The 20,229-nt window shown below is 72.5% G+C and carries 19 protein-coding genes; 6 read left to right on the top strand and 13 right to left on the bottom strand.

The annotated features are described in order from the left end of the window. Positions 1-134: 134 nt before the first annotated feature. The 13 genes from IE245_RS34795 to IE245_RS34740 all read right to left on the bottom strand — a co-directional run bounded on the left by IE245_RS34795 (position 135) and on the right by IE245_RS34740 (position 15,341). Complete coding sequence (locus tag IE245_RS34795; protein ID WP_189955125.1) at positions 135-731, bottom strand: hypothetical protein; 597 nt, start codon at positions 729-731, stop codon at positions 135-137. A 66-nt stretch (positions 732-797) separates the two neighbouring features. Beyond that, positions 798-1,400: a hypothetical protein gene (locus IE245_RS34790; protein ID WP_189955122.1), complete on the bottom strand. Its 603-nt coding sequence runs from the start codon at positions 1,398-1,400 to the stop codon at positions 798-800. A 317-nt stretch (positions 1,401-1,717) separates the two neighbouring features. Then, positions 1,718-2,668, bottom strand: coding sequence for a replication-relaxation family protein (locus IE245_RS34785; RefSeq protein ID WP_189955121.1), 951 nt, complete (start codon positions 2,666-2,668; stop codon positions 1,718-1,720). After that, complete coding sequence (locus tag IE245_RS34780) at positions 2,668-4,935, bottom strand: type IV secretory system conjugative DNA transfer family protein (RefSeq protein WP_229851992.1); 2,268 nt, start codon at positions 4,933-4,935, stop codon at positions 2,668-2,670. Before IE245_RS34780 ends, IE245_RS34785 begins: the two co-directional genes overlap by 1 nt. Then, a complete protein-coding gene (locus IE245_RS37540; RefSeq protein WP_229851989.1) occupies positions 4,935-5,423 on the bottom strand; it encodes a hypothetical protein in 489 nt (162 codons plus the stop codon). The genes IE245_RS34780 and IE245_RS37540 overlap by 1 nt, the downstream gene beginning before the upstream one ends. 240 nt (positions 5,424-5,663) lie before the next feature. Further along, positions 5,664-6,857: a C40 family peptidase gene (locus tag IE245_RS34775; RefSeq protein WP_189955119.1), complete on the bottom strand. Its 1,194-nt coding sequence runs from the start codon at positions 6,855-6,857 to the stop codon at positions 5,664-5,666. After that, on the bottom strand, positions 6,854-9,508 hold the full coding sequence (locus IE245_RS34770; protein WP_189955117.1) for a hypothetical protein: 2,655 nt from the start codon (positions 9,506-9,508) through the stop codon (positions 6,854-6,856). The genes IE245_RS34775 and IE245_RS34770 overlap by 4 nt, the downstream gene beginning before the upstream one ends. A 74-nt stretch (positions 9,509-9,582) precedes the next feature. Then, on the bottom strand, positions 9,583-12,150 hold the full coding sequence (locus IE245_RS34765; protein ID WP_189955115.1) for an ATP-binding protein: 2,568 nt from the start codon (positions 12,148-12,150) through the stop codon (positions 9,583-9,585). Between the two features lie 3 nt (positions 12,151-12,153). Beyond that, on the bottom strand, positions 12,154-12,783 hold the full coding sequence (locus IE245_RS34760) for a hypothetical protein (RefSeq protein ID WP_189955112.1): 630 nt from the start codon (positions 12,781-12,783) through the stop codon (positions 12,154-12,156). After that, entirely contained in the window at positions 12,780-13,124 is a 345-nt protein-coding gene (locus IE245_RS34755) for a hypothetical protein (RefSeq protein WP_189955110.1), read from the bottom strand. Before IE245_RS34755 ends, IE245_RS34760 begins: the two co-directional genes overlap by 4 nt. Next, positions 13,124-14,176, bottom strand: a complete 1,053-nt coding sequence (locus tag IE245_RS34750; protein WP_189955107.1) for a conjugal transfer protein — start codon at positions 14,174-14,176, stop codon at positions 13,124-13,126. Before IE245_RS34750 ends, IE245_RS34755 begins: the two co-directional genes overlap by 1 nt. Before the next feature lie 11 nt (positions 14,177-14,187). Then, the gene (locus IE245_RS34745; RefSeq protein ID WP_189955105.1) at positions 14,188-14,418 is read right to left on the bottom strand and encodes a hypothetical protein; all 231 of its coding nucleotides are present in this window, start codon (positions 14,416-14,418) and stop codon (positions 14,188-14,190) included. A gap of 110 nt (positions 14,419-14,528) precedes the next feature. Further along, positions 14,529-15,341 (bottom strand): hypothetical protein, encoded by an 813-nt coding sequence (locus IE245_RS34740; protein WP_229851987.1) that lies wholly within the window; start codon positions 15,339-15,341, stop codon positions 14,529-14,531. A gap of 495 nt (positions 15,342-15,836) precedes the next feature. Between IE245_RS34740 and IE245_RS37875 the strand changes: the two genes are divergently transcribed. From IE245_RS37875 to IE245_RS34715, 6 genes are all read left to right on the top strand, one after another. Continuing rightward, positions 15,837-15,962: a hypothetical protein gene (locus tag IE245_RS37875; RefSeq protein ID WP_268256629.1), complete on the top strand. Its 126-nt coding sequence runs from the start codon at positions 15,837-15,839 to the stop codon at positions 15,960-15,962. A gap of 730 nt (positions 15,963-16,692) precedes the next feature. Next, positions 16,693-16,977, top strand: a complete 285-nt coding sequence (locus IE245_RS34735) for a DUF6211 family protein (RefSeq protein ID WP_189955102.1) — start codon at positions 16,693-16,695, stop codon at positions 16,975-16,977. Then, positions 16,974-17,870 carry a hypothetical protein gene (locus tag IE245_RS34730; protein WP_189955100.1) on the top strand — a complete coding sequence of 299 codons (897 nt, stop codon included), beginning with the start codon at positions 16,974-16,976 and terminating at the stop codon, positions 17,868-17,870. Before IE245_RS34735 ends, IE245_RS34730 begins: the two co-directional genes overlap by 4 nt. Positions 17,871-17,880: 10 nt before the next feature. Then, positions 17,881-18,435 carry a telomere-protecting terminal protein Tpg gene (gene tpg / locus IE245_RS34725; protein ID WP_189955133.1) on the top strand — a complete coding sequence of 185 codons (555 nt, stop codon included), beginning with the start codon at positions 17,881-17,883 and terminating at the stop codon, positions 18,433-18,435. Positions 18,436-18,650: 215 nt separating this feature from the next. Continuing rightward, a complete protein-coding gene (locus IE245_RS34720; protein ID WP_189955098.1) occupies positions 18,651-19,718 on the top strand; it encodes a hypothetical protein in 1,068 nt (355 codons plus the stop codon). A 125-nt stretch (positions 19,719-19,843) separates the two neighbouring features. After that, positions 19,844-20,227, top strand: a complete 384-nt coding sequence (locus IE245_RS34715) for a hypothetical protein (RefSeq protein ID WP_189955096.1) — start codon at positions 19,844-19,846, stop codon at positions 20,225-20,227. Positions 20,228-20,229 lie beyond the last annotated feature (2 nt).

Genomic DNA, 20,229 nt, shown 5'->3' with positions numbered 1-20,229 from the left:
GCCGTTCGTCAGATCCCCACGTCCCACAGGACGTGATCATCAACGAACAAGATCCACTTTCGCAACAGACCCTAGGGCAACTCCCGCAGCGGCTGCAGCAGCGACCGCAGCTGTCCTGGCGGACCGTGTCGAGTTCAACACGTCTGCTCCTGCGGCTCGTCGAGGACGATGCGCCAGCCCTGCGGCCACTTCTCCAGCGTCGTCACGATGACGTACCTGGTCAGACGTTCGCTGGGAAGGTCGATCTTCTTCTTCGTGGCTTTGTTGATCAGGTTCCACCTGGAGATGTCGAGACAGGTCGAAAGAGTGGCGCTGGCCATCTTCTGGTTGAGGTCGAGCTTGGTCACGGTCGTGTCGTTGACTCCCACGGAACCGCTCGTCGTACGACCGGCGGTGCTGTGGGTGGTCACGTTCTTTTCGGCTTCCGCCAGTGCGACAGCCGCCGCGTAGTCCGACAGCCTGGTTTCCTTCGTGCTGCCGAGTTGGTACGCCTTTTCCATCTCGGCCCAGTAGCTGCGGTACAGCCCGGTCAGCTCGGTCTTGGTCTGCTCGGTGGGATCCGGTGCAGGCGTGCTGGGAGCCGCCGTCGTTGGCGAGGAAGCGGGGGACGAGGATGCAGGCGCCTTCGACTCCGGCGTCTCCTCCGTGCTGCATGCGGTGAGCAGGAAGGAGCCGGTGAGGGCGACCGCCACCGCCGAACGAGACAGCGTTGTGGAGGTGAGCTTTTCCATGGGTGAGCGCCTCTCAGAAAGCAGTTAGTTGAGAGCCTGGGGAGCGTCAGGAAGCCTGTGCAGTGGCTAGCACGGCTGGTCCGGGTGCAGCTCGTCCTTGAGAACCTTCCAGGAGCCGTTCCAGCGCTCCAGCAAGCTGGTAATGACGTACTTGCGGGCGGCATTCGTGGGCATAGGGGCCGGCTTCCCGGTCTTCTTGTCGACGATCTTCCACGCGGAGACGTCCAGACAGGACGATACGGAGACGTTGGGGGTCTTCTTCTCCAGCTCGCCCCCGGTCACCGTGGTGTTGCTGACCAGTGGTTTCCCGGCCATGGTCCGCTTGCTGTTGTTCAGGTTGGTGATCGTCTCCTGTGCGTTGGCCAGAGCATCTGCAACGGCGTAACGCTTCAGGTCCGTGCCCTCGAACGCCGGCACCGCGAACGCCTTGGTCATCTCGGCCCAATACGCCTGGTAGGCCGCGACGGCCTGCTTCTTCGCGGCCTCCTCAGGGGAGTCCGGCGACAGGGTCGCCCGGGTCGGGGCCGAGGACGCCGGGGAGGGGGGCGTGGTCGGCTTCGGTGATGCCGGCTCGCCGGACGTACAGCCGCTGACCGATGCGAGGCCGGCGAGGAGGAGCGCAAGAGCGCGTCCCCGGTGTGGAGCGGTACCGGAGCGCACGCGTCGCATGTGCGTATGGGTCGTCACGATGTCTCCCGATGCATATGCGGTCGCCCGGCGCCACCTGCGCTTGTTATCCCGCGAGGGGCCTGCCGCGTACCGCAGGCCCACTTCCGTTGCGCGAAGGTCAAGATTACGCAAGTCCACATCAACCGCACTGGGAGTAACTGTTGTTGAGGCTCCAGGATGCGATGTAATCAGCCATTTTGGGGCCGGGAAAAGACCAGAGTGTGTCAGGTTCTGGGGCGGTTCCTGTGTCAGGTCGCCGGGACGGTCCCCGTATGTCCTGTCCGCCATCGAAGGCCCCTTGCTCGGGGCGTGGATGCTCACGGGGCGGCCGGCGCGGTGAACAGGATGTCGGTGGGGGTGGGGTCGCCGAGCAGCGGGGTGACGATCGGCGCGAACGGGCCGCGGTCGCGGAGGTCGTCGAGGGTGGTGACCCCGGCGGCGAGCTGGGGGGTGCGCCGGATGCGGGGGTCGGCCTCGGCCAAGGCCCGCAGGTCCTCCGTCCGGCGTCGCAGGATCGCGTCGCCGGCGCCGGTCAGGACGATGAGGAGCCGGGGGACGGCCGGGTAGCGGTCGCGCCACGCCTCACGGCCGGTGACCGTCGTGGTGGGCCGGAAGCCGGGCGAGGGTGTGGGCACGTAGGTGGCGTAGCGGGCGTAGGAGGTGAGTTTCCGCCCGAGGCGGCCGACCTGCATGGTGGCCCGGTCGATCTCCAGGAAGTACGTCAGCAGCCGGCGCCCGGTGGGCGTGGTGCGGGTGTAGCGCAGGACGGCGTCAGGGATCAGCAGCGCGTCGTCCCCGATCCGGTTCTCTCCGTCACGGACGCGGTGGACCAGCTCCGGCTCCCAGTCCAGGGGCCCGCACTCGTCACCGAGCGCCTGGGCCCAGGTGGAGAGGGCGAGGCCGGACTCCACGACGGCCAGGGTGTGCTCCTGGAGCTGGGAGGCGGCCGTCTCGGGGTTGATGCGGTACGCCCGGGAGGTGACCTCGCGGCTGGCCTCGACGATCTTCGCGCCCCGCGGGGTGACGTACCAGAGCATCTCCGGTCCGCCGAGCGTGCCCGCGCGCCGGACGGTGCGCTCCACCAGGCCCAGGGCGCGCAGTTGTTGCAGGATGCGCCGCAGGTAGACGGACTGGCGGGTGTGCGGGGTCAGCATCCGGCGGAGTTGCTCGGTGGCGACCAGGCGGTGCTGGTAGAGCACGGGCAGCAGCCGCTGCCCGAGACGGGGCAGACCGGCCGTGGTGAGGGACGGGATAGGGACGGTGGTCATCAGCCGATCTCGCTTCCGCTGGTCGAGGTCAAAACGGTGGGCTGCGGAACCGGTGCCGGTGCCGCGGAGGCGGGGCGCAGGGCGGAGAGTTCGGCGAGGATCCGGTCGTCCAGGCCCAGCAGACGGCCGGTGTCATCGCCGTCGAGGTCGCGCAGGACCGAGCGGACGGTGCGCCGCCGCAGGCTTACGTCCACGGCTTTCTCCAGCTCGGGCAGCAGCTCGGGGTGGTGGTAGTCGGCGAAGACCTGGTGCAGCGGCACACCGGAGACCCGGAAAGGAGTGGTCCGCTCGCCGCGGAGCATCGTGGACATCACGTAGGTCCACTTCGGCAGCGACATCAGCGTCTGCGGGGCCACCGGCTCCATCCGCTTGGTGACGAACGCGGCTTCGTCGCTGTCGGCCGCCGACGCCGACAGCAGCGACTGGTTCTGCATGAGCGCCATCCGCGTCTCGGCGCTCAGCCGCATCGCCATCTGCGTCATGCCCATCAGCCGCAGCTCGTACTTGCGCAGCTGCTCCAGGATCGCGGCGACGTAGCCGCGCGAGGAGCCGTCGATCGCGGTCAGCTCGTCGCAGAACGCGAACATCGCCGCGAGCAGGTCCTGGTCGATCCCTTCGCGTGAGCAGCCGGCCCGGAACAGGTCGAACAGCAGCAGCGAGGTGATGATCTGATCCGCCGAGCCGGTGCCCGAGCACCGCAGCAGCACGATCCGCGAGGTGTCCATCGCGGCCCGCACGTCGTACGTCGACCGCGACTGCCCCAGGAACGCCTTCAACGAGTCCGACGTCTCCAGCTGCTCCAGGGTCTGGGTCACGACCGGCACCGCGCCGCCCTCATAGCGGGGAAACGTCGTCTGCCAGAACCGCCGCAGCCGGGCGGGCAGGTACTCCAAGACCTCCGCGCGCCACTCCTCGTCCGTGAGCAGCCGGGTGATCGAGAACAGGGTGGGCTGGAGGTCGGGGCGGCCGCGCCGGCACATCTCCAGCGCCACATGGGCCAGCACCTGCACAGCGTGCGACAGGATCGCACGCGCACGCGGCGCCCCGTCCCCCCATCCCTGCGCGGACGCCAGCCCGCCGACCACCGCCCCGATCACGTCCTGGACCTCGGCCGCGGTACGCCCCTCCATCGACAACGGGTTCCACGACCCGACCCGCGAATCCGGGTCCTTCGCGCTCAGGTCGATCAGCCACACCCGATCGCGCAACGCCGGGTGCGTCAGGTAGGGCAGTGCCCGCTTCACCGCCGCGCCGTGCGGGTCGAGGAACCAGATCCCGGTCCCGCCGTACGCGAGCGTCACGGCCTGCACCAGCGCCAGCTCGGACTTGCCGAACCCGGACTTTCCGAACGAGGCGCCGAACAGCACATCCTTCTGCGGGACGGCGGCCAGCCGGACACGGCCGTCGGTGCCCAGGACCCGGCCCAGCGGCACGACGCCCGGCTGCCCGGTCCACTCCGGCAGCTGCGACGGCGCCGGCGGCACCACCCCTCCGGTCCGCACCACGTTCGCCGCCACACAGTGCACGGACGCCGGCTTCAGCAGCGCGGCGACCTCCCGCGCCGTCACCCACTGCCGTTTCACCGGGGCGAACTCACCCGTCCGATACCGCCGGTCGAACGAGGCCCGGCGCCACCACACACTGCTGTACGGGCGCCACCCCGTCCGCCGCGGTCCCACCGGCCGCCACCAGTTCTCCCCGCGCCAGGCGTCCATCACGGCCATCACCTGGTGCAGCAGCGTCCGGGCCCGCGCCGGGTGCCGCGCCTCGACCCGGACCAGGACCTGCACCGCGAACACCTGCGTGTCCGCCGACGGCAGGAACTTGCCCACCCCGTCCGCCAGATCCGTCTGCCGTGGCGAGGAAGCCCTCCGCGCCCCGGACGCCTTCGCACCGCCCGCGCCCCCGGTCAGCCCCGCCGCCACCTGCCCGAACCACGCCCCACCCCCACCGCCACTGCCGCCCCCGCCGCCGGCGGGGGCGATCTGCTCCCCGTACGCCGACGGGCCGCGCCGCGCCGCACGCCGCATCAGCCGGCGCCGCCACCTCGCCACCCTCCGTCCCGACACCGGCACCAGATCCACGACCAGGTCGGCCCGCTCCCCCCGCTCGCTGTCCACGTGGGCGCAGGCCGCCGCCATCATCTGCAACGGGTCGGGGGTGAGGCTCGCGGCGGCGAGACGGCGGTGATCCGCCCGCGCCAGCACCAGCTCCGCCCGCGCCACATACGTCCTGCCCGGGGCGTCCTTCGGTTGCTTCTTCGGCATCAGGGCTTCTCCTTGCGGTCCTTCGGGAGCGGGGCGACGCCCGCGAACCGGACCGGCCGCACGGCGCCGCCCGCCCGGCCGGTCTCCAGCACCTCGACGTCGGGGAACGACGGCAGCCGCAGCAGACCCGCCGACTGCGCCGGGCCCTCCAACCGGGTCGCCAGCCGCCCGCCGTCGCTCCAGTGCCGCATTCGCACCCCCGATGCCCGGCGCGGCAGCCACCCGGCCGCCGCCGGCACCCGCGCCAGCCGCGCCGCGTGCCGCCCGATCTCCTCGGCCGACGGATCGAAGTCCCGTGACGGCACCAGGTCGACGACCGTCCGGGACCCGAGCGCGGTCCGAGCCCGGCGCAGCCACCACACCCACCCGGCCACCCACCCCACACCGCCGACCGCCCCCAGCAGGACGAGCCACCCCACATACGGCCGCACGCCCTCCACCACCCCCGCCACCAGGGACGGGAGCGTGCCGTTCAGAGCATCCGCCATCACGCCATCGCCGCCGGCCCGCCGCCCGGCGCTCCCACCGTGGCCTTCCGGCACCCGGCCAGGTTCTCCTCTGTCACAAGCCCCTCCCCGAAGGTCCGAGACGGCCCTTGCGCCGCCGTTCACCCCCGCAAGGAGCGCCAGGAGCCGGAACGTGACAGGTCCGCCCGAAAATTCTTCGGGCGGACCGGATACCTTCGGGTGGACCGCGGCGGAGGTGTCTGCCGCGGGCTTCCACGCCGATCAGGGGCGGGTGGCGCCGTAGTAGTCGCGTTCGGGCATCGCGGTGGCGAGCGGGACGACCTCGACCGTCTTTCCGGTGCGGGGGGCGTGCAGGACGTTGCCGTCGCCAGCATAGAGAGCGACGTGATAGATGCCGCCGGTCCCGCCATGCGACCAGAAGAGCAGGTCTCCGGGCTGGAGGCTGTCGCGTGGGACGGAGCGCTGTGAGGTGGCGCTGTACTGGGCGGACGCGACGCGGGGGAGTTGCAGCGAGGGCCAATAGGCGTTTTGGACAAGGCTGGAGCAGTCGAAACCGACGGTGACCGACGCGGAACAGCGGCCGTTGAGGTAGCCGTTCGTGCCGTCGCAGAACCCGGTCGAGGGCCCGCTGGGGGTGCCGCCGCCCCATGAGTAGGGGACGCCGAGATGCACGGCCGCACGGCGCAGGGCGTCGGGCCCACGACCCGTGCCGGAGATCTGGACGGTGCCGACGCCGGAGCCTGCGGTGCCGAGCCTGTCGTAGGCGTGGACGTGCCCGAGGACCTCGTCGGCGTACGCCCCGGACTGGTTGTAGCGCAGCACGGCCTTGCGTAGCTGAGCGTCGTCGCCGAGGTCGCTGGGGCCGGTGCCGCACAGGTAGACGGCGGTGGCCTGCGCGGCGTCGTAGATGTTGTGGGGGTCCTTGGCGCCGTCGCCGTTGCCGTCCTGCCCGGAGGGCCCCCTCCAGGTGGAGGGGATGAACTGCATGGGTCCGACCGCTCGGTCATAGACGGTGTCGCCGTCCAGGGCGCCGTGGTCGGTGTCGCTGTGGACGCTCGTGTTCCCGCCGGCGCCCGAGCCGTTGAGCCGCACGCCGTAGATCCGGGGGGTCACCGCGCCGTTCGCGGCGACGTCGCGCCCGGCGGCGTGGTTCGATTCGACCCGGCCGATGCCGGCGACGACCGACCAGCGCATCCCCTTGCACTTCGGGCGCAGCGTGGTCATCGCGGCCGCGGCCCGCACGTAGGCGTCGAGGACGACCGGCCCGATCCCGGAGACGCCGGCCGGTGCCGCGGCCGACGGCCCCGGTTCGCCGGCCGCGGCGCGGGTCTCTTCTTCGTGGCCGGCGGCGCCGTTGGCGACGGCCGCGACGAACAGGACCACCAGCCCCAGGACGAGCGCCAGCGGCGAGAGCAGCACCGCACCGGCCAGCGCCGCCTTCGTAGGGGTCTTCACGGCCGCCTCGGGCGCCGCGGCGGCGCCGGGTTGAGCGGCGGCGCCGGGCGGGGGGCGCGCCGCGCCCGCGGCGGAGCGGGCGAGGGCTGCGCGGCGGGAGTCGGCTGCACAGCTGCCGGGGCCGCCTGCGGGGGCTGGGGCGCCGGGGACGGCGGAGCAGCGGCGGCCGGCGTCTGCTGGGCCTGGATGCGGTGCAGCCGCTGCCGGAGACGGGCCTGGTTCGGTCCGGCCGGTGGCTGCGCGATCGGCGGCGCGGGACGCCCTCGCCGAACCGGCGCCGGGACAGGAGCCGGAGCAGGGGCGGCGGCCGGCGGGTGGGCCGGGCGGGGCGGCGGAGCGAAACGGGGCCGCGGCCGGCGCGGCGGGGGCGGCGGGAACGGCCCGGGTCGGTTCGGGGCCTGGTAGACGCCGAGTCCGCCGCGGCCGGTCACGATCCGGCCGAGCGAGCGCATGTTGTGGACGCCCTCGCCGACGAAGTTCGCCGCCGGCGCCACCGTGCTCTGGTGGACCGCCTGGACCGCTCGTCGTGCTCGTGCGCCCGCGGCCGCGCGGGCGGAAGCGAGCCGGCCGGGCAGAGCCGTGGCCGCGGCGCCGACACGACGCGCCGCTCTCGGCCCGTACACCGGCAGTCCGATGGTCGCCTGGAGGCCGAACCGTGTGGTCTTCGCCGCGATCCGGGCACTGCCCACGGCGGTGCGGCCGGCGAGCCGGGCGGTACCGGCGACGGCCCGGCCGGTGCCACGCAGCGCCATCCCGCCGAGGCTGGTGGCGGTACGGGCGGCGCCGGCCCGGCCGAGACCGACGGCCGCACTGCCGCCGCCGGTCAGGGCCATCGCGCCGAGCGCGAGGCCGCCCAGTGCCAGCTTGCGGGCCGCCCCGCCCTGTTTGGGGGACGAGAGCGGGGGCGCGGCGGTGCCGCCCATCACGCTGGAGCCGACCCGGGCACGGGCGCGGACCGCGAGGCCGCGGGTCGCCCGCGCCAGACGCTTGCGGTAGACGAAGGCGCCCAGGACGACGAAGTCGAGCATGACGAACCGGATGGTGATCCCACCGGGCAGATCGCTGTCGGGGGCGTTGAGGACGGCGTTGACCACGACGATGAACACGGCGACCGACGCGACGGAGACGAGCATGAGTGCCAGGGCGCGGGCGATGGCGGTGGCCCGGTCCCACAGCCAGCCGCGTCCGGGGCCGGGCAGGACTCCGGCGGCGAGCGCGACCTTGGCGATCATCGCCTCGATGGCGATCTGGAGCTGGGCGAAGAGGAACCCGGCCGTCAGTGTGATCATGAAGATGCAGGTCAGGAAAGCGGCGATGACCATGAAGAACGCGCCGCCGACCTTTTCCATGCTGGCCTTCTTCGCCGACGCCGCGCCGTCCTTGACGCACGCCTCCTCGAACTTCTTCAAAGGCCCTTCGGCGGCGAGCTTCTCGCGGATGACCCCATCGGTGGGGCCCGTGATGCCCTCCACGAGGTCGCCGACGACGCCGCCGATATACGGGATCTCCGCGGCCAGCTTCTTGTCGGAGGCCAGGATCTCGTCGATCTCCTTGTCGAAGACCGCCTGGGAGATGCGGGACTGGCGGAACAGCGTGCCGCACTTCGGGCCGCTGCCCTGGGCGTCGGAGAAGGTCCGGCCGTAGGAGAGCATCATCGCCGGCCGGGCCACGAAGGCGTCCACCAGGGCGTCGGTGATGGGCCGGGAGATCGAAGAGGGTGAGTTGCGCACCCGCTTTCCTGCGGTGTCTCCTTCTCCCGCCTTCTCCCACGTCCCGCTCGCCGTCGTCCGGTCGGGGCTGTCGGCGTCGATGGCCTCCTTGTCCAGGACGAGCGCCGCGGTCTCCACCGCGAGATCACGCACGGTGGCGACGACGCCCTGGTCCTTGGACAGCAGCATCTGCGGCGGTGAGGCGAGCGCGCCGAGCGCGAGTGCGGAGATGACCAGTGCCGCCGCCATTTCGCCCCACCCGCGCGCCCGGTTGCCGAACAGCAGGTGCCAGGACGCCACCACCATCGCGAACGTGAGGAACAGAGCGGGCAGCCCCAGCTGCACGATCACCCCGCCGTACAGCGACGTCGACACCGTCAGCGCGGGCTTGAGGAGCAGCCCGGCCAGGGAGAACGACAGCGCCCAGGAGATCAGGAAGCACGCGAAGGAGACCAGCCACTTGTTCCCGAGGAACATCATCTCGACGAGGAAGTGCTCGATCTTCAGGTCCCAGTCGTTCCAGTCGCCGGTGTCGGCGTAGACCCGGTAGGCGGAGACGGGGATGCCGTTGCGGTCGGTCACCTCGAACGCGGACAGCACCCCGCCCCGGGACGCCTCGTTGTCGAGGTACTCCTCCACCTTCTTGTCCCATGCCTCCTTCGCCCGGCGCTCCTGCTCCTTCCTCTGCGCGGCCGCCTTGCGTTCGGCCTCCTGCCCGATTTCGTCGAGCGTGGTGCCGTCCGCGGGCGGGTCGAGGGCCGGCGCGGGGGCGAGCGGGTTATCCGGGTCGACCGGCGGGACCAGGAGGTTCGGCACGGTCGGCGACGGGGTCGGGTCGGGGGCGGCGGTCGCGGCCGCGGCCAGCAGCAGCGAGGAGAGGCCGGCGAGCATCAGCAGCACCACCGCGAGCAGCAGCGCCCGGCCGGGCCGCGCCCACCGCACCAGCGCAGTGGCCCGGCCCCTGAATCCGGCCGCCGCGGGGGGCGGAGTGCTGCGCGAGAGGCGCCGGCGGGCCATCAGACGGCCTGCCGGACGGGCTGGGAGTGGATGGCGGCCGCGATCTCCTCGTCGGCGGGGATGATGATCTGCATGGCGCCGATCCGGCCGGTCAGATCACGGTGCAGGCACTCACCGGCCCGCGCGGCCCGCTCCTCGTCGTTCATGTCCGGCCGGTTGGGCGACAGGCCGGTGGTGACCAGCGACAGGAGGTCCTCGTCCTGGTCGCTGCACCCCAGGAACGCCAGGCCGCGGGCGGCGAGGTTGCGGTTCGTGTGCCGGAACAGGCACTTGCGCGGGATGAGACCGCGCAGGATCTGCCCCTTCTCGCTGTCGGCGGGACCGATGTCGTCCTCGTCGTGCCCGCCGAACCACGCCCCGGCGTTGTGCTTGCGGCCGTCCTTGACCAGCTCGATCGCCAGCTCCAGCCCCTCGGGCGAGGACGTCAGCCACCAGCACTCGTCCCAGATCGCCACCGCGAACTCGTCCGGAGCGGCGTAGGCGATCTTCCGGCACAGGGCGGCGATCAGATACATCACCGCCCGCCCGAACGTCTTCTCGAACTGCAGCTTCTCCAGCCGCCCCGCCTCCAGCTCACCCTTCGTCGGCAGCGCCAGAGAATGGACCGCGAAGACGACACTGTCCGCCGTCGAGTTCCGCACGACCGGCAGCGTCTCGTCGAACACCGCGCGCGCGAGGTCCTTGCGGCGGGCGGCGGCCAGTCGGCGCGCGGCCAGCGCCGCGAACTCGTCGCCGCCCGCGCCCCGGTTGGTCAGCTCCTCGACCAGCACCCGCATCGAGGGGTGCGGCTCTTTGAGGACGGCCTCGATCGCCTCCGACAGAGCGATGCCCTCCTCGCTCATCGGCGACAGCCCCAGCAGCAGCGTCAGGTACGACTCGGTGAACCGCTGCGCCTCCGCCGGCTCGGTGAAGATCCGCAGCGGGTCCAGGGAGATCCGTGCCTGGTCGTCGATCGTGATGATCTCCGTCTCGCCGGGGCAGGCCTCGGCGAAGCGGACCCATTCCTGCTGCTCGGTCCGGTCCACCACCACCACCCGGCCCCGGCGGACCCCGTGCCGACGCCGCCCGGCCGCGAGGACCGAGTACATGGCCGACTTCATCCCCACGCTCTTGCCGCTGCCCAGCTCACCGACCCACGCCGCCGCGGCCGAGGTGTTCTCCCGCGGCCCGCGCGACCAGTCGCACAGCACCGGCCGCACCCCGCCATTGGCCAACTGGAGCCCGTACAGCGGGCCCGTCTCGTCTCCCAGCGCGCTGCCGGTGAACGGCGCGGCCATCGCGAAGTCGCGGGCCAGCAGGTACTGGGAGTACTGCGCCATCACCGACGGCGTCCGCGTCCCGGGCAGCATCCCGTACCAGAGCGACTCCTGCTCACCGCGCGGCCGGACGAACGTGTACTCTCCGGCCGCGAAGTGCCCGGCCAGCTCGCCCGCCCGCCGCTCCGCCTCCTCCGGGGTGCCGCCCCACACGCACAGCGCGGTCATCGCCCGCACCTCGACCTCCGTCTTCGACGACGTCAGCCGGTCGCGGAACTCGTCCAGGCCGGACGCCGCCTTGTCGACGCTGGCCGGGACCCCGGCCGTCTCCCCGTCGTACTGCTCGTACTGGTGGGCCAGCTCACGCGCCTGACGCCGGGACTTCGCCTCCGCCGCGGCGCCGCTCTCCACGTGCAGCCGCACCACCCAGTCCACCGGGAACGAGAAGTCGTCCAGCTGCCCCAGGTACTCCGACCCGGGGAACGTGAATGCCTCGGGCATCTCCGCCAGCGCGAGCATCGCCTGGTACGACGAGCCCCATTCGGTCGTCGCCTCGACCCACCGCCGCGCGAACGGATTGCCCCGAACCTGCCGCCTGCGGCCGGCTGCTTCCTGCCCCTCCTGCTCCAGGCCCGTACCGAGGAGCCCGCCCTCGGCGAGCACCACCTGGCCCAGCGAGGCCGCCCCCCGGCCCCGCCCCCGCAGCCGCTGCCCACCCTCAGAGGCGGGCAGTACCGGCTCGGCCAGACCGCGCCGGGCGCTGTGCCCGTAGATCCACAGCACTTCGGCCGTGGACGCCGGCCGCAGCCCGATCCCGGACGGCCACGTCGACGCCAGCCGCTGCGCCTGCACCAGGCGCAGCTCCTCCTCCCGGGCGGAGACCGGGCGGGGCAGCAGGCCCAGCGCCAGGGACACCTCGGCCCGCGCGGCCGCGACGACCTCGCGCACCGCCTCCTTGCGCGGCATCGGCAGCGGGAGCGCGAGCCAGTCCGAGCGGCCGGTCAGCTCCAGCTGCTCCAGCTGGCCGTGCAGCATCTCCACGCTCGCCGCGTACCGGGGCGAGGCGGTCATGTCGATGTCCGCGCACATCCGGGCCACCACGGTCTCCGGGTCGACCGCCGGGCACAGGCTCAGCAGCATCGACTCCCCCCGCAGCTGCTTGACCAGCGCCTCCAGATGCCCCAGCCGCTGCTGCCGGGCTCGCCGCGAGGCGTGCGCGGTCTGCGCGCCCTGCACCCGGAAGACGGCCCACACCGTTCCCTGCGTCGTCCACACCACGTTCCCGGCCACGTGCCGGATCGGAATCCTCACCGCTCACACCCCCCGCTCGTCATCCACGTCCCGCGCCCGCGCCCGCATCTGCTCCTGACGCAGCGCCAACAGCGCCGCGGCCGCCGTCACCCGAGCCCCCGCAGCCGCCGGCCGTCCTGTCGCCGCTACACCCGGCGCGCTCCTTGCTGCCGCGGGAGCCACCTCAGCCACGGCCGGTTCCTCGGCCGCGCCGGCGAAGTTCGGGGCCTCGTCCGCCCACGTCACGCTGCACACCCCCACCAGCGGCCGGTACCGGCCCACCGGCCTCACCGGCCGGCCTCCCAGACGCCCCGCAGAAGGCGCCGCCACCGCTCCGCCCGCGCTCACCGCGACCAGAAGCGGGTTCCGGCCGTCCACGTGGACGTGCCGCACCACCAGCGACAGCCCGTACGGCACCCCGAGAGCGATCACGAAATTCACCAGCCCGAAGTGCGCCCACACCGCCCGGGTCAGCATCAGCACCGCGAAGGTCACCGCGATCACGGCTACCTGCGGCACCGTGTACGGCCCGCCCGGGATCGCCATCTGCCCGCCGGGCCACTTCCCGATCATCAGCGGGTGCCGCCGCGCCTTCGTGTAGCACCGGCCCACCAGCACCCCGTCGTCGGACGACGCCTCCGCGGGCGTGCTCACAGCACCTCACCGCCAAGCCCCGGCCAAGTCCCGGCGACCGGATCCACGACGCGCACAACTGCAGGCCCGCGCCCCTCGGTCACCGGCGGCGCACCGCCCGGCTTGATCGTCTCCCCGACGGAGTCACGGAACGCGGGAGCGTTGACCACCGCGTACCACAGGGCCACCCCGCCCAGCAGCGCTCCGCCCGCGGCCAGGATCGACTTCGACTTCTGCCAGGTGACGATCGTCGCCACAGTCACCATGAGCAGCATCACCGTGGTGGTCAGCAGGTCATTGACCCGGTCACCCAGCACGTTGGCGTCGTTGATGGCGTCCGCCAGCAGCACCATGTCCTGCATCACTTGCTCCTCTTGTCCGTTTCGCCAGAACCGTCGGCCAGGAGCGGGGCCGCCTCGACGGCCTCCACCTCCCACCGCCCGTCGCGCGCCTTCAGCGCGACCGCATAGGTCAAAGGCCGCTCCACACCGGCCCGGTCGGCCGCCGTCACGTCCACCAGGAGCCGGCGCCGCGTCCCCTCCGGGATCGGCGCGCCCTCGGGGAAGGCCGCGCCCGGCGTGTTCGTGCCGTACTCCGCGACCCGCTCCACGCGCGCCGACGCGTACGGAGCCGGCGTGATCGGCGCGAGCCGGCTGCCCGGAGGCATGTACCGGTCGACCTCCCCGCCGCCCGCCAGGTAGGAGGTGAAGAACCCCTGAAGGGTGCGCACCCCCGGGTCCGCCGGGCTGGGCTCCGCCGCCTGCCCGTAGCCGAGTTCAGGGGCCTGCCCGGCCGGCAGCGCACCGACCTCCGCGGGCAGAGCCACCGCGGCGAGTTCTCCCGAGGCCCCGGAGCGCACCGGCACCCGGAAGTACCGCAGCCCCACCGCCGGCCCGGCCTCGGCCTGGTCCCGGTCCTGCTTCGCCGCCGGGACGGCGGGGCCCACCCGGACGGCGACCGTCACTGCCCAGTAGCCGGCCGAGACGGCCCGCACCCGCACCGCCGCGGCCTGCTCCACCACCTGGCCGCCCCCGCGGCCCGAGACCGCGGCCGAACCCGCCCCCGGCATGAACGCCGCGAGGACGTCACCCGCCCGTCCTTCTTCGGCCTCCAGGTACGCCGTCACGAACAGCTCGGCGAACCCGCCCGGCCCGGACGAGTCCACCGCCACCGCCCACGGCCGCTCCTCGGCGGCCTGCGCGCGTACGACCTCGGGGCCTGTGAGCAGCGCCCACGCCCCCAGTACCGGGCCGGCCAGCAGCAGCACCCACGCGGAGCGGCGCAGCACCGTCACCGCGTTCGCCGAGGCCCCCAGGGAGCCGAGCTCCCACCCGCCCGCCTCCGGGGGCAGACCGGCCTCCTCGACCTGTCCGTCTTCACGGGCGGCCCGCTCCTGCTCGGGAACCGAAGTCACAGTGCGGCGCCTCATGACTGGGCCTCGCGCAGCAGGGCGGCCCGCGCCCGGCGGGTCTGCGCGGGGACCTCGCACCAGCGGCTGAACGCCTGCCGGGCCACCAGGGCCTCCTCGCGCAGGTACGTGCGCATCGCCTCCTCCGTCTCGGCGGAGAACGGCGCCACCTCCAGCAGCACGGCCAGTTCCCCGAGCCGGCGACGGGCCCGGATGAGCACCGTTTCGTCCGACGGCTGTTCCGCCACGGCCGACACCTCGCATCCCCACTCCCCGGCGGCCGTTCCGCCGGTCCACCCCCGCAAGGAGCCGGCCGGGCCCGAACGTGACAGCCTCGGCCCGAGAAATTCCGAGAACCTCACGCCGCCCGCACCCACTGCCGCGCGACCGGCCGCAACCGCGCCACGGTCCGGCTGCGCCGCTGACGCCGGGCCGCAGCCGACACCCCGGCCTGCTCCTGCGACTCCGCCCGCACCTCGTCCGCGATCTGCCGCGCCCGCGCCACGCTCAACAGACCGCCCTGCACCCCCCACAGCAGCAGCTCGGCCAGCTCCGCCCGCGCCGGCTCCCACTCCGGCGCCTCCTCGACCAGGCCGCCGGCCACGGCCTGCTCCACCACCCCGGCCCGGCACGCGGCTTCCGCGACGTCCTCGTCGCTCGCCCGCTCCGCCCACTCGGCGTTCCACTCGACCGCCTGCGGGTCGTCGGCCCGCAGCTCCCGGCTCGCCCGGTGCAGCGTCTCCAGCAGCAGGTTCGCCGCGACCTTCCGGGTCCGGTGCAGCGGATAGGCGCGCACCACCCCGTACAGGGCCGCCACCACGACCTGCCCCACCTCGTCGAAATCCCGGCCCGGCCGCAGCAGCGACAGCGTGGTGCGCACCGCCCCGTCCACCATCGCCTGCACCACCACCCGGGCCGCCAGCCGCGCCCCCGCACCCTCACCGGCCGCCACCGCCAGCAGCGCGCCCATCCACCGGTCACTGTGCTCCCGGCCCACCCGCCGGTCCCGCACCCCGAGCCAGCCCAGCAACTCCTCCAGCTCCACCGGCCCCTCGCCCGGCACCAGGACACCGGCCTCCTCCAGCCAGCCACGCACCCGCACCCCGGCGCCCGGCTCGGCGCACACCAGCGCCCACTCGGCGTTCAGTCCCTTGAAGACTCGGATGTCCACGACACGGCCCTTTCTCGATCACGTGTCGTCGACTGTCCTCAGCACCCCTGACCCAGAAACTGACCCAGAACCGCAAACCCGCAGGTCAAACGGTTGCCCAAAGGGCAACCCGCCCCGGCCACCGGCCTGGGTCACTCCGCTCGCCCCCGTGGGTCACCCTTCGGGTCAGCCCCCGGCGACCGAAGAACGACCGTTGCCGTCCCCGCCCGCCGCACCCCACGGACACGGCCCCGGCGGCCGCGGTGAAGCCCCGCCCGCAGAGACGGCCCGCACCTCACGGGCGGGAGGAGGCGCTCCGCAGCCGCAGCCCTCCGGCCCGGCATCACCCGCCGGCTGCCGCAGAGGCGGACTCACCGCTCGACGGGCGGCGGGGTTTTGCCCTCTGCGGCCGGCCGGTCCTGTCCCTCGCCTGTCGAGAGCACGGCAGGGGCCGCGACCGAGAGGACACCCATGCCCGTCGACCCGTAGGCCCTCGACGCCCTTGGCGCCTTCGCTGTGCTGGCGCTCGCGATCCTGGCGGCCGCCGTCGTCAGCGTCGTCATCGTCGTGCGCGTGGACCGGCGCGACGTCGTCGCCGTGACCGGGGCGTTGCCCGAGCTCGTCGCCGCGCTGCTGCGGTGACGCCGGCGCCGATGACGACCGCGGCCTCGACCGAGCCCGGCGCCGGGCCCCGCCGCGGCCCGGCCTTGAGCGGCGGCAACTACCCAGTGGGGCCAGCCGCTGGAGGGCGGGAAGGCCGGCGTGCCCGCGGCGACCCAGATGTACGGCCCCGACAGGGCTGCGCCGTCCCGCAGCACCTGGCCAACAAGGCTGAAAAGCCTGGGTGACCAGCGTGCAGAGGCGCAGAGGCACACGTCGGTGTGAGGTTGCGTCACCGGTTGCACCACCGGTTGCGTCATCAGTTGCATGGAGGGTTGCGTCACTGGTTGCACCACCGGTTGCGGGCCTGCTTCGCCCGACCCTCCATCGCCGCAGGTCAGGCCCGGTGGGTCAGTCCTTCTCGCCGCCGACACCTCTTTCTCCACTTAGTGGAGGAAGAGGCAGTTGTTTCTGTCCCTGGCGGCGGCCCGCGGACCAGGTGCTCGATCCGCCGGAGAACCCTGGCGGGCCGTTAATGTGGTTTAATAGAGCCTCTTGCAGGGGTTGGAAGTCCCTTGCTCGTCGGGCCTGGGTTCCGGGCCCGGAACCGGCGGTGAGGTGCGCGTCACGGCCTCCCGCCGCCCTGCCCTGATGGGCGAAGCACTCGCCGGGCCGCAGCGCGCTGCGGCCCGGAGCGGAAAACGAAAGTGGGCCCGGCGCACAAGGGCAACGGCGCCGGACCCGGTGTTCCCCTTCACGAGGAGACAACCCCATGCTAGACGACCCGCCCGTCCTCGACCCCGAGCTGCCCCAGCCCTACGACACGGTCTATCTGCGCCCCGGAAACCGATTCGGCATCGGCCCCGCCGTCCCGCTGACCGTCGCTGACTTCGGTCCCACCGACGACGTCTGGGAGCTGTACCACCAGGAGCAGCACCCCGGTTTCTGGGACTGGGCCGCCGGCGCGAGCGCCGCCGACATCCTCACGGTCGTCCGCTGTACCCCCGGCAGCGCCCGGTCCTGGGCCCTGCACCACCCCGCCGAGGAGAACCAGTGATCAGCATCGATGGCCGCGACGTGCTGTCGCGCCAGGACATCCACACCCGCTACGGCTACGCCATGAGCGCGCTGGAACGCTGGTGGGCCGCCCGCGAGACCAACGGCCACCCCGACCCGATCCCCACGAAGATCGGCGGTGTCATGTTCTGGGACGCCGAGGAGTGGGAGGAGTGGGACCGGCGCCGGCTCAACCCCGAGGTGCCGGCGCATCTGCGCAGCCGCGACGGCCTCATCCGCGAGCATCACGTCAGCCGGGCGAAGCTCGCCTCCCTGTGGGCCGATCGCGAGACGAACGGACATCCGCCGGCCACCCGGATCGGCCGCACCCTGTACTGGGACGCCCAGGAGTGGGCCGACTGGTACGCCCGGCAGCAGGGTTCGGCCCGCTCGATCCGCACCGAGGTCGACAAGGAGGCCGCGGCCGGCGATCCCGAGGACCTGATCGGCTCCTCGGAGTTCGGCCGGATCCTCGGGCACCGTGACCACAGCTGGGTCGCCAAGGCCGTTGTGGCGCCGCCACCGGGCTTTCCCGAGCCGGCCGACTGGGGCGACCCCGTCGCCCGCAAGCGACCGAAGTGGCGCCGCGGCGACGCCGTCACCTACGCCACCAACCGCAAGGACATCACCGCCGCCCAGCCCGTCCGCCGCCGCCGCACCGGCAGCACCAACAGCCAGCCCTACCTCTACTACGGCGACCCCCGTCTCGCCCTCGCACGGCAGGTCCTCGCCCAGCACCCCGACGCCACTCAGGCCGACCTGATTGAGCGCCTCAGTCGGCAGTCCGACCAGCCCACATCCCGCAGCTCCTGGCGCAACATCATCCTCACCGCCCGCGAACACCCCACTGACACCGACGCCGACACCGGTGCCGGTCCGGACACGGGGGAGTAAACCCATGGTGATCAGGTCGGTCGGCGAAGCGCTGGACCAGATGCTGGAGAAGGCGTTCACCCGTAAGCCCCCCAAGTCCGCGGGCGCCCAGATGCGGTTTTTGGTCAAGCAGCTCAAGGGCACCCAGGCCGTCGCGCAGCTCCTCGGGATCTCCCAGCGCACCGTCGAGCGGTACGTGAAGGACCAGATCAAGAAGCCCCGCCCGGACCTGGCAGGCCGGATGGCCGGGGAGGTCCGCAAGCGCTGGCAGCCCAAGGTGCGAGAGCGGGTGAAGCAGGCGGCCGCGACCAGCCAGGGCGTGATGATCGACGTCCGCGCCCAGCTCGGCTACGCCGCCCCGGCCGGCACCACCGACGAGGCCCGCGAGCGGCATCTCACCCTTGCCCTGCCTCCACATCACGTCGGTCGGATCTTCGACGCCCAGGAACGCGGCGGGGAGCGGCAGATGCGCCAGGCCGTCGCCGACGCGCTCAAGGAGGTCTATTTCCAGCAGCGCGGCACCCGGGCGGCGAGCCTGGAGGAAGTCCGGATGCTGAACGTCGAGCACATCGAGTTCGACCTGTGACCGGCGCACAGCGCGGCGGCGTCGGCTACCACTGGTGAGCCGAAGCGCGATAGTTGTCACCAAAGCAGTGTGTTGTCACCAGCAACGCCGGACGAGGCCTGCTGCGTGATCGGATCAACGTTGTGATCGGCCTCAATCGCCTCGTTCGCATAGTTGCCCGGGGGTGCCGAATGGGCGGGCCTCTGCTGTCGGTAGCTGGTGACAAGATCAGCGGCATGAGTTTCGTACGAACTACTCCGCCACGGCCTGTCGAGGTGACAGCGGTCTTCCCTGAGCTCGCGCCGCTGGCGCGCCCAGCGATACGGCTGCATCCGCGTCCGGGGTCGCCGTCGGTCGGTGACAGTTCGGTCGGCGGGCCGTTGCTGTGGCCGGCCGACGAGCCCTGGCCGCACTGCGAAGACGTCCACCTGCACGTGGACACCGGATTCCGCCGGTCGCCGATCGAAGTGCGGCTCCACCGGATCTTGTCTTCCCGGTGGAGCCCTGACGGCCCGGCTCCTACGCTCACACCCGAGGAGGAGGCGCTCAAGGAGCACAATGCCGCGTGGCTCGCCGAACGGCTCGAAGCCGGCCCTCCCGGCCCGGCGGAATGCCCGGTCCCGATGCTGCCCGTGGCTCAGCTGTTCGTGCGCGACGTACCCCTGTTGCGGCCGCCCGGGCAGGCCGACCTGCTCCAGATCCTCTGGTGCCCGTACGAACACGATCCGGACTACAAGCCAGCGACCGCACTGTTCTGGCGGTCGGCCGCGGAGGTCGGCGACGTCCTCGTCACACCACCGGAACCGTACGAGGCGGACTATCCGGGCTACGTGCCGGAGCCGTGCCTGCTGGCCCCAGAATCGATCACCGAGTACCCCAACAGCCTGGACCTGAGCCCGGAGCTTCAAGCGATGCTGGAGGACTGGAACAGGTGGCAGGCAGGCGGCGCCGACGTGGCCAGCTCCTACGCGGCGCATCCGCGCGACTTCTACTCCACCCATCTGGGCAACGCACCCGGCTGGAAGGTCGGCGGCTGGCCCCCGTGGGGCCGCACCGATCCGATACCCCGGTACTGCGTCGTATGCGAGGCACAGATGGTCCCGCTGCTGACGATCGCTTCCTTCGAGTGGGACGGCGACGAAGGCTGGGTACCGCAGGAAGACCAGGCCAACGCCGCTGGCTCCCACTACGCGGGCCAGGATCCCGCCCAGCCGACGGGGGTAGAGGTAGGCAGCACGGACAACATGCAGATCTACATCTGCCCGACCGCCCCCGAGCATCCGCACACCGACTTGATCCAATGAGCTGTCCCGGCGCGCCGGTGACACCCCACCTGCTTCGCGCGTTGCTGGTGACAAGTAACGCGCTGACCTGGTGACAACCACGGTGCTTTGCATCGCTGGATTCCGCAGGCCAGTGGCGGCCAACGGTGACAGCTATCGTGCTTCGGCTCAACTGGACGGACGCCCGCCAGGGCATGGGAGCCGGCGCGAGCACGCGCCTGTTCTCCGTCCTGGTGGGTGCCGGGATCGACGAGGAGCAGGCCGACGGCCTGATCGCGGCCGTCGAGGCCGGGGCCATCGCCGGCGCCTACCGCTGGACCGACGACGACGGCGCGTCCGACGGGCGCAGCGAGGCGTATGCGCAGGGATGGTCCGACGCCGTCACCGCTGTCTGCGCCGTCCTGGCTTCGGCGGCCGACACCTCCCAGCGCGAGCGCGGCAGGGCGGCCGCCGCCCGCCGCCTCGCCCAGCATCGCGCGGCCCGCCCGCCGGCCGGCACCGACGACGAGGAAGGAGACGAGGGCCCGTGAGC

Origin of the sequence: Streptomyces roseolus (genome assembly GCF_014649855.1) — a bacterium.
GTDB lineage: Bacteria > Actinomycetota > Actinomycetes > Streptomycetales > Streptomycetaceae > Streptomyces > Streptomyces roseolus.
This window is presented reverse-complemented; position numbering and strand designations above follow the sequence as displayed.

Excerpts from the sequence above, each read along its gene's own strand:
- IE245_RS34790 (WP_189955122.1), bottom strand. The coding sequence starts at position 1,400 with ATGCGACGCGTGCGCTCCGGTACCGCTCCACACCGGGGACGCGCTCTT.
- IE245_RS34755 (WP_189955110.1), bottom strand. The coding sequence starts at position 13,124 with ATGCAGGACATGGTGCTGCTGGCGGACGCCATCAACGACGCCAACGTG.
- IE245_RS37540 (WP_229851989.1), bottom strand. The coding sequence starts at position 5,423 with ATGGCGGATGCTCTGAACGGCACGCTCCCGTCCCTGGTGGCGGGGGTG.
- IE245_RS34735 (WP_189955102.1), top strand. The coding sequence starts at position 16,693 with ATGCTAGACGACCCGCCCGTCCTCGACCCCGAGCTGCCCCAGCCCTAC.
- IE245_RS34780 (WP_229851992.1), bottom strand. The coding sequence starts at position 4,935 with ATGCCGAAGAAGCAACCGAAGGACGCCCCGGGCAGGACGTATGTGGCG.
- IE245_RS34795 (WP_189955125.1), bottom strand. The coding sequence starts at position 731 with ATGGAAAAGCTCACCTCCACAACGCTGTCTCGTTCGGCGGTGGCGGTC.
- IE245_RS34785 (WP_189955121.1), bottom strand. The coding sequence starts at position 2,668 with ATGACCACCGTCCCTATCCCGTCCCTCACCACGGCCGGTCTGCCCCGT.
- IE245_RS34720 (WP_189955098.1), top strand. The coding sequence starts at position 18,651 with ATGAGTTTCGTACGAACTACTCCGCCACGGCCTGTCGAGGTGACAGCG.